The sequence below is a fragment of the Veillonella sp. Ser01 genome (assembly GCF_053850375.1).
Genome location: NZ_JBSPUA010000003.1, coordinates 15,597 through 27,572 on the forward strand (window position 1 = coordinate 15,597; position 11,976 = coordinate 27,572).

Annotated in this window: 13 protein-coding genes and 1 other annotated feature; of the genes, 11 read left to right on the top strand and 2 right to left on the bottom strand. The window is 40.6% G+C overall.

Annotated elements, in window-relative coordinates; all coding sequences use genetic code 11:
• Positions 1–40: 40 nt before the first annotated feature.
• Genes ACWTVK_RS06375 through ACWTVK_RS06385 form a run of 3 tightly spaced genes read left to right on the top strand, consistent with a single transcriptional unit; the run spans position 41 to position 3,066 of the window.
• The gene (locus tag ACWTVK_RS06375; protein WP_456046311.1) at positions 41–1,564 is read left to right on the top strand and encodes an ABC transporter substrate-binding protein; all 1,524 of its coding nucleotides are present in this window, start codon (positions 41–43) and stop codon (positions 1,562–1,564) included.
• Positions 1,557–2,324 carry an ABC transporter ATP-binding protein gene (locus ACWTVK_RS06380; RefSeq protein ID WP_456046312.1) on the top strand — a complete coding sequence of 256 codons (768 nt, stop codon included), beginning with the start codon at positions 1,557–1,559 and terminating at the stop codon, positions 2,322–2,324. Before ACWTVK_RS06375 ends, ACWTVK_RS06380 begins: the two co-directional genes overlap by 8 nt.
• 1 nt (position 2,325) lies before the next feature.
• Positions 2,326–3,066: an ABC transporter ATP-binding protein gene (locus ACWTVK_RS06385; RefSeq protein ID WP_456046313.1), complete on the top strand. Its 741-nt coding sequence runs from the start codon at positions 2,326–2,328 to the stop codon at positions 3,064–3,066.
• A gap of 70 nt (positions 3,067–3,136) precedes the next feature.
• Here ACWTVK_RS06385 and ACWTVK_RS06390 read toward each other — a convergent pair whose 3' ends face one another.
• On the bottom strand, positions 3,137–3,484 hold the full coding sequence (locus tag ACWTVK_RS06390; protein ID WP_456046314.1) for a hypothetical protein: 348 nt from the start codon (positions 3,482–3,484) through the stop codon (positions 3,137–3,139).
• Between the two features lie 292 nt (positions 3,485–3,776).
• Entirely contained in the window at positions 3,777–4,058 is a 282-nt protein-coding gene (locus tag ACWTVK_RS06395; RefSeq protein ID WP_303940941.1) for a type II toxin-antitoxin system RelB/DinJ family antitoxin, read from the bottom strand.
• 184 nt (positions 4,059–4,242) lie between these two features.
• Here ACWTVK_RS06395 and ACWTVK_RS06400 point away from each other — a divergent pair, with 184 nt between their 5' ends.
• The 8 genes from ACWTVK_RS06400 to ACWTVK_RS06435 all read left to right on the top strand — a co-directional run bounded on the left by ACWTVK_RS06400 (position 4,243) and on the right by ACWTVK_RS06435 (position 11,797).
• Entirely contained in the window at positions 4,243–4,872 is a 630-nt protein-coding gene (locus tag ACWTVK_RS06400) for a hypothetical protein (protein WP_456046315.1), read from the top strand.
• Positions 4,873–5,255: 383 nt separating this feature from the next.
• Positions 5,256–5,663 carry a hypothetical protein gene (locus ACWTVK_RS06405; RefSeq protein WP_456046316.1) on the top strand — a complete coding sequence of 136 codons (408 nt, stop codon included), beginning with the start codon at positions 5,256–5,258 and terminating at the stop codon, positions 5,661–5,663.
• A gap of 96 nt (positions 5,664–5,759) precedes the next feature.
• Positions 5,760–5,963 (top strand) — a binding site (T-box leader).
• Between the two features lie 180 nt (positions 5,964–6,143).
• Positions 6,144–7,682, top strand: coding sequence for a 2-isopropylmalate synthase (locus tag ACWTVK_RS06410; RefSeq protein WP_105089572.1), 1,539 nt, complete (start codon positions 6,144–6,146; stop codon positions 7,680–7,682).
• 1 nt (position 7,683) lies between these two features.
• Positions 7,684–8,943, top strand: coding sequence for a 3-isopropylmalate dehydratase large subunit (gene leuC, locus ACWTVK_RS06415; protein ID WP_456046317.1), 1,260 nt, complete (start codon positions 7,684–7,686; stop codon positions 8,941–8,943).
• A gap of 1 nt (position 8,944) precedes the next feature.
• On the top strand, positions 8,945–9,436 hold the full coding sequence (locus ACWTVK_RS06420) for a 3-isopropylmalate dehydratase small subunit (RefSeq protein ID WP_005387442.1): 492 nt from the start codon (positions 8,945–8,947) through the stop codon (positions 9,434–9,436).
• A 245-nt stretch (positions 9,437–9,681) separates the two neighbouring features.
• A complete protein-coding gene (leuB, locus tag ACWTVK_RS06425) occupies positions 9,682–10,752 on the top strand; it encodes a 3-isopropylmalate dehydrogenase (RefSeq protein ID WP_105092464.1) in 1,071 nt (356 codons plus the stop codon).
• A 75-nt stretch (positions 10,753–10,827) separates the two neighbouring features.
• A complete protein-coding gene (locus ACWTVK_RS06430; protein WP_101928623.1) occupies positions 10,828–11,157 on the top strand; it encodes a DMT family transporter in 330 nt (109 codons plus the stop codon).
• 100 nt (positions 11,158–11,257) lie between these two features.
• Complete coding sequence (locus ACWTVK_RS06435) at positions 11,258–11,797, top strand: hypothetical protein (protein WP_227720675.1); 540 nt, start codon at positions 11,258–11,260, stop codon at positions 11,795–11,797.
• The last annotated feature ends 179 nt before the right edge of the window (positions 11,798–11,976 follow it).

Sequence of the window (11,976 nt, forward strand, 5' to 3'; positions counted from 1 at the left end):
AAGCCTCTTTCACAGAGGCGATGTTCAAAAAGGAGAAGTTATGAAACGTTGGTTATTAGCATGTCTAACTATGCTGTGCATGGTAGCTCTCTTGGTAGGTTGCGGAAGTGATACCGCTAAACAAGGCAAACAAGGGAAGCATATGAATGTTGGTTTGTATTGGTTTGGTGAAACATTAGACCCAACTCACGAGTGGGATGCGTGGACATTGACGCGTATCGGCGCTGGTGAAACATTGGCAACGGTAACACCAGATATGAAATTTGCTCCACAATTAGCAGACTCTTGGGAAAATGTGGACCCTACAACATGGAAATTCCACATCCGTGAAAATGTTAAATTCCACAATGGCACTCCAATGACGCCACAAAAGGTAAAAGAGTCCATCGAGTACACAATGAAACAAAGTGCTCGTTCTGCAAAAGCTGTTAAGATAGAATCTATCGCAGTAGATGGTCAAAACTTGATTATTAAAACAACAGAACCTAATGGTTCCTTGTTATCTAGCTTGACTGAACCAGCTTTCGTTATCATGGACACTGCAGATCTTAAAGATGTAGCATCTAAACCAGTTCTTACCGGTCCTTACAAAATCACTACTTTCAAAAAAGGTGAAACTATTGAACTCGTTGCCTTTGCAGATTACTGGGGTGGCAAACCAGGTCTTGATACTGTAACTGTAAAAGACATTGAAGACAACAATAAACGCGCTATGGCGTTGCAATCTAAAGACGTAGACGTAATTCAAAAAGTGGACTCTGCTAACCGCAGCTTGTTCAAAGACGGTTTCAATATTCAAGACGTTGCTGGCGTTCGTGTGCTCATGTTGAAAGCAAACCACACAGAAGCATCTCCATTGCATGATAAAGCTGTACGTTCCGCTATTGCTCATATCATTAACTATGATTCCATGGCTAAAATCATCGGCAATGGCTCTACACCAGGGGCGGCACCATTCCCGCCATCTGCCAACTTAGGCTATGATGCGATTGCTAATAAACCGATGACAGATGTAGCAAAAGCTGACCAAATCTTGACTCAAGCTGGTTACGCTAAAAATGCAAACGGCATGTATGCAAAAGATGGCAAAGAATTAGCGATTACCATTGCTATTTGGGGTAAAGACACAAGCTTATACGAAGAAATCCAACAAGAATTGAAAAAAGCGGGTATTGCTGTAACTCTTAAGAAATTACAAAGCCCTGATGAAGTAGATACACTTGGTACAGATGGTTTTGATTTGGTAGAACGCAATGTAGTGACTATGTCTACAAACGATCCTTACTGGTTCCTCAGCTTATTCTACAAAACTGGTGCGAAAGCAAACATTGGCGGCTACTCTAACCCTCAAGTAGATGCGTTAATCGACCAATTGTCTGTAACATTTGATCAAAACGAACGCTCTAATATTGCAAAACAAGCGCAACAAATCTTAGTTGATGACGTGGCAGATATCTACTTGTTATATCCAAGTGCAACAGTTGTATCTACTACAAAAGTTAAAAATGTACCAGTACATCCTATCGATTACTACTTATTAACAAAGGATTCTACTATTGAATAAATCTGATTGTATCGTATTTGATAAGGTTACAATTTCATATGGTGCGGAGCAAGCGGTACGCGATGTATCCTTCTCCGTGCCCAATGGTGAGGTCTTTGCTATCGTTGGTGAAAGTGGATCTGGTAAATCTACGTTAGTTCGTGCCGCCTTTGGCATGTTGAAACAAGCTACCATTAGCGGCCAAATTTTACTAAACGGAACCGATGTTTCTACATTGAGTGATGGTGATTGGCGACAATTGCGGGGCACGAAGATTTCTATGATCTTTCAAAATCCCAGCGCCTATCTAAATCCAAATCGCACCGTAGAAAATCACTTTAAGGATTTGTTCTGTGCTCATGATGAAAGCTATGATGTAAGCCGCGTTATAGATATGCTTAATCTTGTTCACTTAACCGACGGAGAGCGTATCTTGCAGTCCTATCCGTTTCAATTGAGCGGTGGCATGCAGCAGCGATTGGCAATAGCTTTAAGCCTTATCTTGAAGCCGAGCATCGTATTTGCTGATGAACCAACTAGTGCCTTAGATATGCTGGTGCAAGCCTCTGTATTGGACCTTATGAAAGAGGTAACGCAGGCTCTTGGAGCAACGGTGATTATCGTAACTCATAATATCAAGTCGGCCGCACAAATTGCCAATAGCATTGGCGTTATGAATAAGGGACAGCTCGTTGAAGTAGGCTCCACCGAAGAGGTTATGGCATGCCCAAAAGATGAGTATACTCGTATTTTGTTAGATTCTGTAATGAAAGTGGTGTAGTATGATTCAACTCGAGAATATCTGTAAACAATATACAAACCACAATCATACGGTTCGTGCTGTTGATGATGTATCTTTTTCTGTAGCGGAGAATGAACGGGTAGGTATTGCTGGTGGTAGTGGTTCTGGTAAAAGTACATTGCTTAGGATGATTGCCATGCTAGAAAAACCTACATCTGGCACCTTGCGACTCTTTGGTGAGGATATCCATTCCATTCAAAATCATACAGAAATATATCGCTCTATGCAGATGATGTTCCAAAATCCCTTGGCGGTGATTCCGCCTAGAATGAACTTAGAAGCATTTCTCTTAGAGCCGTATATCAACTATGGGCTTATGGATGTGGCGTCAGCAAAGGACGATATCCGTAAATGGATGCAACGAGTAGATTTGCCAGAAAATACGGTGTATAAATACCCTCACGAAGTTAGCGGTGGTCAGCTACAACGTGTCGTATTGGCACGGATCATGTTGATGAACCCCAAGCTAGTACTCTTTGACGAACCTACATCAGCCCTTGATGCGGTGAATCAAAAACTAGTGTTAGACCTATTACAAAAACTCCATTCGGAACAACCCTTCGGCTACGTATTCGTCAGCCATGACATCGGACTATTACAAGCCGTAACAGACCGAATCATCGTTATGAAAGATGGGCAAATCGTAGAAACTATCGAATCAAAACGACTTAAAGAAGCGGTACACCCATATACACAAGCACTTGTGGAAGCGAGTGAGTAGAAAAAAGAGCCCCTGTTTAGAACAGGGGCCTTTTGCTATATATTTATTATTTAATTTGAAACATATAGGTTTATTCAATTTCTGCTTTCAAATCGATAATATTTTTTGCGGCAGTGCAACTAGGGCAGTCACAGAATTTTGCACCTTCTGCTTTGATGGCTTTAGCGTGTTGTAATAGGTTAGCAGCACCTTCTTCGCCAAGGATTTGTACAGCGAGTTCAGAGCCTGCAAAGCCGATTGTTTCATCGATGAGTGCAATGTTTTGCTCTGCTACGGATACGAGCTGTTTTGTAAGCTCTGCTTGTTTTTCTGTGCCTTCTGCATCGAGCCAAGATTGAGCAAATTCTTTTACAGTTGGATTACTTTGTGGTGCATCTAATAACGCTTGTACGAGTTGTGTTAATTGTGTATGTGTCATGATTATTACCTCCATATAATTACTAACCATAGTTTCGGAATAGTGCATTTAGTATCATATGAGTACTTGTTCCTTTTGATGATTTCATTATAACATCTACAGTTATTTTGAATAGTAGAATGATTTATGATAGATACTATCAAATGTAATAGATTTATGATAATAGCTGGTTTAATTTGGGGGTATAGAAAAGAGGAATGCTTTCACATTCCTCTTTAGCTTCATTAGAATAAATCTAAGCGCTTTAGATCCTTTTGAACTTACTGCTAAGCACTAATCTCAACATAAGCGATTACTCCAATCCTAAATCCTCAATCATTTCCTTTACATTAGCATATGATTTTGCTTTTACTTTTCCTGCTAATATATCTTTTGTTTCTTGAATAGCAGCTTCTGTTTCTATATTATAACGAGGTTGTTTAGGTTGAAATGGAAATCCGCCTTCCATTAATGATGTGTGGAGAAAAATATTAATCGCATCAGTTACGGATATGCCAAAGCTAGCATATAATGCTTCTAATTGTGCTTTTACAGCTGGCTCGATACGTAAACTGATAGAGGCTGTTTTAGCCATAGTACCACCTCCTGTTATTTATATCGTAATGCAGATGTTTTATATAAGCAATCATATGATTACAAATTGCAAGCAAAATACCTTTCTTTTTCTGGAGTAAAAATCCTTATAAACATAAGAATATTAGGATTCTAGGTGATATAATTAACTTACTATATGTAGTTTGTTTACAGGGGATTATATCATGAAAAAGGTTGTATGCGGGTTAGCTACGCTAGCTTTCATAGGTTCTATCAATATTGTGTCCGCAGATGATTTGATGCGGTTTCGTCTTAATGGTAATTCTATTTATGACCAGCCCTATGGTGATCGAAATGAGTTTCCTTGTCCAGATAGACTTGGAAGTTGCAGGATGACTGATGAGGATTATAGAAGCACTCGTAAAGGTCAATCGCTAGAGGTGTTTGATACTGTATATGAGGCTAAGCAACATTTGAACTTTAAACCGCAGTTGCCAAGTGGTTTAGAGGGATTACGTTCCGTACATGTATCCATTGTGGATCACGATGTATTACAAGTCGTGTATGCCTATCATGAACTTTTAAAAGGAAAATACTTTGATCGTGTAGATGATATGCCAAAGTATATTAAGTATCGCGTATCGACGCTATCAGGTAATATTGCAGGCGATTATAAGGATTATTTACCTCAGAAGACGGATATTGTAAATAGTATGACGGTAACCTATCGAATGGTGGATGACGCCGTTTACTTAGCATCTTGGGAACATGAGGGGCAAAACCATGTGTTTTTATTTAATGAACCAGTTTCTGTTGAGCGAGTTAGAGAATTGATTAATAGTGTAGGATATTGAAAAAACACTTAAGTGTAGTATATTATAGATAGGCAATTGATAGTTGTGCAATTAACTACAAAATCCCCCGGAGCGGCAACTCCGAGGGATTTTGTACATTATATATGAAAATGAAGTTATCCATAGTGACACTATTTTACTTTTTTTGGTAGAATATCAATAGAGCAAAGTGTTGATTAAATACACTAAAGAATCCCTTGCAAAGGATGGCGGTCCTAGCAAAGGCTTTTTTGTCAGAGCGTGTTGATTTAAATGCACCTCCTTTCCGTTACCTGATTTGGAAAGGAATTGGTAACACTTATAGTATAGTAAAATATACTTTACACAAATAGCGATATACAGTCCTCTTTGTTGTGCTTGATATTAAAAATAACGGAGTTTTTATGAACTTAGAAAATTACAAGATTTCAAAGCTACCATATATAGAAAATAGTAGTAATAAAATTATGGAAAGGTACCAAATACGTGCACAATATGTAACGGAACCGCCGCATGGTGATGCTATATATTCTATTTCTATAAAGGGAAAAATATTGCCGTTTTGGGTTTATGGTAGGGATGTTACTTTCATAGGTAGTAGTATGGTTATGGTGGAGTCTGTAAGATGCAAAACTTGGGATCCCATTGAAACCATCATTATTGATTTAGAGAATGAAGTGTATGCTAGTTTAAAGGAATGGTATACAGATATTTCATTTGTTAATCATCGAATAGAACTTACTAATCAAGTTGTAAAAATGGATAAGCGAATTCTAAACAATTTTGAGGATTTAGAATGGATAGGTTTTTAAGATTGATTGTGCTAGTTACTAACGAGAATGTATCATATTCATCTTATTTTAATTGACATAAGTCTATAGAATACAGTACAATACCCTTATATCTTAAAACAAGCTATGAATGGGTATAAAGGTTTACAGATCCTGCTTTCAGAGAGTTGCCGGTTGGTGCGAGGCAATAGAGGTTGTACGCTGACACTCTCCCGTGAGCTTTGGTGGCGAATGCAGCAGTAGTCATCGACGGTGGTTCCGTTATACCCGCAACGAGTCCCAATTAGGGTGGTACCGTGTTATGAATATAACGCCCCTTTGAGCAACGACAGTTGTTCTGAGGGGCTTTTTTTATTGTAAAAGTCTAGTAAAATTACTGATTTGATGTATCTATGTTGGCTTCAGCTGAAATAGCGTTGAAATCGGCGATTTTACTAAACTTTCACAATAGATAGATATAATACAGCGTTATGTTTTATTAGTATAGAAAAGGTGAAGATTATGGATCAAAATCGCGTATATTTCTTCGATACAACCCTTCGTGATGGGGAACAAACACCAGGTGTGTCTTTACAAACTCCTGAAAAAATTGAAATTGCGAAAGGCCTAGTACGCCTCGGCATCGATGTAATCGAGGCTGGTTTCCCAGCAGCATCCCCTGGAGATTTTGAAGCAGTACAAACGATTGCACGCGAAGTGAAAGGCGCAACAATTTGTGCGTTGGCACGTGCTAATGAAAAGGACGTACAAAAAGCGATTGATGCATTGAAAGATGCGGAACGTAGCCGTTTGCATGTATTCATTGCTATTTCTGAACTTCATATGGAATATAAATTAAAAATGACTCGCCAAGAGGTATTGGATAAGGTTAAATCCGTATTGGCATATGCAAAAGGTAAGGTTGATGAAATCGAGTTCTCCGGTGAAGACGCGGCACGCTCTGATTTAGATTTCGCATGCCAAGTATTTGGTGTTGCCATTGCTGGTGGTGCAACGATTATTAATGTACCAGATACAGTAGGTTACATGAACCCTAATGAGTTCGGTGATAAAATCCGCTATATTAAAGAACATACACCAGGCATTGAAAATGCAATTATCTCCGTTCATTGTCATGACGACTTAGGTCTTGCCAATGCGAATACGTTAGCCGCTATTAAAGCAGGTGCACGCCAAGTAGAAGGTACAATCAATGGTCTAGGCGAACGGGCTGGTAACGTAGCGATTGAAGAAGTTGTAATGGCTCTTAAAACACGCCATGATTACTTCGGCGATCTTCAAGTGAACATTGATACAAAACAATTTACGAAAGTTTCTAAACTAGTAAGTCGTTTGACAGGTGTCGTAGTTCCTCCAAATAAACCAATCGTAGGTTCCAACGCCTTTGCTCATGAGTCTGGTATTCACCAACATGGTATGATGAGCAACCCTGAAACTTACGAAATCATGACTCCTGAGTCCGTAGGGGCTGAAAAAACAGACCTCGTATTGGGCAAACACTCTGGTCGTCATGCCTTTGCCGATCATTTGGCAAAACTTGGTTTCCAATCTTTCACAGAAGAGAAAATCAACGACCTCTTCGCTAAATTCAAAGAATTGGCAGACCGCAAAAAACAAGTATACGATGATGACATCATCGCTCTTGTAGTAGACAACTTACATCATAAAAAAGCATTCGAGCTTGTGGCACAATACTACAAATTGGGTGAAAAAGGCTATGCTTACGCAGACGTTCGTCTCATGACTCCAGAAGGTGAAAAAGCCGATGCTGCCGTTGGTGACGGTCCAGTAGACGCATCTCTTAAAGCGGTTGAACGTGTGGTTGGCTTGCCAATTAGTTTGAAAGATTACCAAATCCGCGCTATTACAGCAGGTAAAGATGCCCTTGGGGAAGCAACCCTTAAGGTAGAATATAACGGTCGTTTGTACCATGGTCGTGGTATAAGCACCGATATCGTTAAATCAAGTGTAAATGCATATATTAATGCAGTAAACTCAGTATTCCTAGCTATGGAGCTAGAACAAGAGGAGGAAAAATAATATGGGTATGACCATTACTGAAAAGAATATGGCTCGCCACGCGGGTCTTGATGTTGTAAAACCAGGCCAAATCATCGAATGTCATTTGGACGCGGTATTGATGAACGACATCACATTCCCACCAGCGCGTAAAGAGTTCTTGAAAATCGGCAAACCTGTATTTGACCGTCATAAAATCTACTTGGTGCCTGACCATTTCACACCAAACAAAGATATTCAATCCGCTACACAAGCGAAAGTAATGCGTGATTTCGTACGCGAACATGGCATTACAAACTACTTTGAAGTCGGTAGAATGGGTATCGAGCACGTTATTTTGCCAGAAAAAGGTCTTATCGGTCCTGGCGAAATGATGATTGGCGCTGACTCCCACACTTGTACATATGGTGCGGTAAATGCATTCTCCACAGGCGTAGGCTCCACTGATGCGGGCGTTGCTATGGCAGAAGGTAAAACTTGGTTCAAAGTACCTGAAACTATTAAGGTTGAGCTTATTGGCAAACCTAACAAATGGGTAACTGGTAAAGACGTAATCCTTGATTTGATCGGTCAAATCGGCGTAGATGGCGCTCGTTACATGGCCCTTGAATTTGCTGGTGAAGGCGTACAACACATGACTATGGCTGATCGCCTTACAATCTGTAACATGGCTATCGAAGCAGGCGGTAAATGTGGTGTATTCCCTTACGATGCAGTGACTGAAGAATACATCAAAGGTCGCGTAAATCGTCCTGTAGAACCTATTAATGCTGACCCTGATGCAGTATATGCCCAAACAATTACAATTGACTTGTCCAAATTGCAACCGGTGGTAGCATTCCCTCACTTGCCATCCAATACACATTACATCAACGAAATCGATAAAGATATTAAAATTGACCAAGTTATCATCGGTTCTTGTACAAATGGCCGTTACGAAGACTTGGTGGCAGCTGCAGAAATCTTCAAAGGTCGCAAAGTAGCTCCATTCGTTCGTTGTATCGTAATTCCTGGTTCCCAAGATGTATACGATCAAGCTATGAAAGATGGTTTATTGGATATCTTCATTCAAGCTGACTGCGCAGTATCCACGCCAACTTGTGGTCCTTGCCTAGGTGGTTACATGGGTATCATGGCAGCTGGTGAAAGAACCGTTTCCACTACAAATCGTAACTTCCGTGGTCGTATGGGTCACGTTGATTCTGAAGTATATTTGGCAAGCCCTTACGTGGCGGCAGCAAGTGCTGTATTAGGCCGCATTGCAGGCCCTGAGGAGGTTTAATATGGATTTTGAAAGCAAAAAAATCTGGCGCTACGGCGATGATGTAGATACAGACGTAATCATTCCAGCTCGTTACTTGGCAATTGCCGATTGGAACGAATTAGCTGAACATGCGATGGAAGATATTGATACTACTTTCGCTCCCAATGTGAAAGCTGGCGAAATCATGGTAGCTGGTAAAAATTTTGGCTGTGGTTCCTCCCGTGAACATGCACCAGGCGTTATCAAAGCAAAAGGTGTACCTGTTATCATTGCACACTCCTTTGCACGTATTTTCTTCCGTAATGCCATCAACATCGGTTTACCTGTAATTGAAATCGGTGAACAAGTTGATCGTATCGATGCAGGCGATGCTATCGGCGTAGACTTGTCTAAAGGTATCGTGTACAACTTGACTAAAAACGAACAATACCAAGGGACTGAGTTGCCACAATTCATTCAAGATATTGCGGCAGCTGGCGGTCTTGTAAACTTTGCAAAAAACCGTAAGTAATAAGTACGTGGCCGATCCTCGGTGATGCGCTGCCGCTCCAGCTAGCTTAACGGTCTGCGGCATAGCCTTGACCTACTAAAGTCGCGTTAGCGCATGCACCTCGGATCTACGTATTTTATTATTCGGTTTTGGTCAAAACTTTAAAAACCTAGCAGCTACTAAAATCTTGAATGAATTTGTAGCGGAGAAATAACGAAAGATGAGTTTGTGGTTCATCCATAATATTGGTTATATGGAGAGGTAATATGAGCGAAAAGAATATCGTATTGATTCCTGGTGATGGTATCGGTACTGAGATTATTGCTGCAGCGAAGGCTGTGTGTGATGTGGCTTTTGAGAAAGCCGGTGTAAAGGTTAATTGGATTGATAAAAAAGCGGGCGGTGCGTCTATTGATGCATACGGTGTACCTTTGACTGAGGATACTATCGAGGCTTGTAAAGCGGCTGATGCGGTATTGCTTGGCGCTGTAGGCGGTCCTAAATGGGATAATGTAGATCCTTCTATCCGTCCTGAGAAAGCAATCCTTGGCCTTCGTAAGGAGCTTGGTTTATTCTGTAACTTGCGTCCTGTAAAAATCTATCCATCCTTGCAAGAGTATTCTCCTCTTAAAAAGGAACTCGTACAAGATGTAGATTTCGTTATCGTTCGTGAGTTGACTGGCGGTATTTATTTCGGCGAACGCGAAGAGGCACAAGGGGAAGGTGCTAATGAGTTCGCATGGGATAAAGAAACATACAGCCGTTACGAAGTAGAGCGCATCATGGACATTGCTATGGAAACAGCTCGCAAACGTAATAAAAAGGTTGTATCCGTAGATAAAGCAAATGTATTGGCTTCTTCTCGTTTATGGCGTAAAATTGCGCAAGAGAAAGCGGCAGCTAATCCAGACATCGCAACAGATTACTTCTACGTAGATAACACAGCAATGCAACTCGTTGTAAATCCTGCACAGTTTGACGTTATTGTGACAACAAACTTGTTCGGCGATATCTTGTCTGACGAAGGCGCTGTAATCTCTGGTTCCATCGGGCTTTTACCATCTGCATCCATGGGTACTGGCACAGCATTGTACGAGCCAATCCACGGTTCTGCACCAGACATTATGGGCCAAAACTTGGCGAACCCATTGGGCACAATCTTGTCCGCGGCTATGATGTGCCGTCACTCCCTTGATTTACCTCAAGTAGCTGACGCAATTGAAAAAGCTGTGGAACAAGTGCTCGTTGACGGTTACCGCACAGGCGATATCTACCGTGAAGGGTTAAAACGCGTAGGTACCACAGAAATGGCACAAGCTGTAATCGAACGATTATAAGATCAGTGCGAGTTAGTACGTACTTAAGTATTGAAGAGAGGGTAGTAAGGCCCTCTCTTTTTTGTGGGAGGCGTTATGTTATCTTATTTTTTACTTGCCTTATCTATAGGGCTTGAGCTATTTGCTACGACCATGTTGAAAGCATCTGATGGCTTTACGCGGCCGTTACAGACTATTGCCTGCGTATGTGGCTATGTAGGATCTTTCTATACATTGACGCATGTACTGAAATATATTCCACTCAGTGTTACCTATGCTACCTGGTCTGGCGTAGGCCTCGTGGTGACAGCACTCATTTCTGTCTTTATCTTTAGTGAGGGCTATAATATTTACACTATATTAGGTATTGCTCTTATTGTAGTGGGTGTTGTCATCCTTAACTTGTGGGGGAACGTAGGTCACTAATCTATGAGACTGTTAATGTAGCCTTTAATTAGATTGGTCTTATATCATAATTACCATAATCATATTGTTAGATGAGAGAAGAGCTAATAAGGAGGCCTTTATGAATTCTTCCATGTATCGAAATTTAACTATTACTGCTTTATTGATGGCGTTAGCCATCATGATTCCTATTATGATGCCTCTGAAAGTTGTCATTCCACCGGCTTCGTATACATTGGCTAGTCATGTACCTATATTCCTAGCCATGTTCTTGTCTCGTAAGATGGCTGCTTGCGTTGTTATCGGCTCTACGCTAGGTTTCTTTGTAGCTGGCTTCCCTATCGTTATCGTTATGCGCGCTGCCTCTCATATCATCTTTGCCTTGATGGGTGCTTATTATATAAAACATCATCCAGGTGTCTTAACAGGAGCCTTATCCTTTGCTGCTTTCAACCTTGCTTGTGCTATCGTTCACGCTATTGGTGAAGTGCTTGCGTGCCTATTATTCTATACGACAACTACGATACCAAATATCGATCTTATCTATGTCGTATTTGTCCTTGTTGGTGGCGGGACCATCATTCATAGTATAGTTGATGGATATATTGCGTTATATATCTATAAAGCTATCCCAGGATTATCTAAGCCTGAGAATAAATAATCGGACGTTATCCTAGCTTATCTAAGCTAGATAATAAACAACCCGCTATTAAAACTGCATATGCTCGTAACCGCTCATAGGAAATCTATTATACGCTAATGTATAGAATTTGATTATCTATGAGTGGTTTTTTAGAATAATTATCAAATCTGTACCTACAGATACAGACTTAACTATGC

Excerpts from the sequence above, each read along its gene's own strand:
- ACWTVK_RS06405 (WP_456046316.1), top strand. The coding sequence starts at position 5,256 with ATGAACTTAGAAAATTACAAGATTTCAAAGCTACCATATATAGAAAAT.
- ACWTVK_RS06420 (WP_005387442.1), top strand. The coding sequence starts at position 8,945 with ATGGATTTTGAAAGCAAAAAAATCTGGCGCTACGGCGATGATGTAGAT.
- leuB (WP_105092464.1), top strand. The coding sequence starts at position 9,682 with ATGAGCGAAAAGAATATCGTATTGATTCCTGGTGATGGTATCGGTACT.
- ACWTVK_RS06395 (WP_303940941.1), bottom strand. The coding sequence starts at position 4,058 with ATGGCTAAAACAGCCTCTATCAGTTTACGTATCGAGCCAGCTGTAAAA.
- ACWTVK_RS06375 (WP_456046311.1), top strand. The coding sequence starts at position 41 with ATGAAACGTTGGTTATTAGCATGTCTAACTATGCTGTGCATGGTAGCT.
- leuC (WP_456046317.1), top strand. The coding sequence starts at position 7,684 with ATGGGTATGACCATTACTGAAAAGAATATGGCTCGCCACGCGGGTCTT.
- ACWTVK_RS06410 (WP_105089572.1), top strand. The coding sequence starts at position 6,144 with ATGGATCAAAATCGCGTATATTTCTTCGATACAACCCTTCGTGATGGG.
- ACWTVK_RS06390 (WP_456046314.1), bottom strand. The coding sequence starts at position 3,484 with ATGACACATACACAATTAACACAACTCGTACAAGCGTTATTAGATGCA.
- ACWTVK_RS06400 (WP_456046315.1), top strand. The coding sequence starts at position 4,243 with ATGAAAAAGGTTGTATGCGGGTTAGCTACGCTAGCTTTCATAGGTTCT.
- ACWTVK_RS06435 (WP_227720675.1), top strand. The coding sequence starts at position 11,258 with ATGAATTCTTCCATGTATCGAAATTTAACTATTACTGCTTTATTGATG.
- ACWTVK_RS06430 (WP_101928623.1), top strand. The coding sequence starts at position 10,828 with ATGTTATCTTATTTTTTACTTGCCTTATCTATAGGGCTTGAGCTATTT.
- ACWTVK_RS06385 (WP_456046313.1), top strand. The coding sequence starts at position 2,326 with ATGATTCAACTCGAGAATATCTGTAAACAATATACAAACCACAATCAT.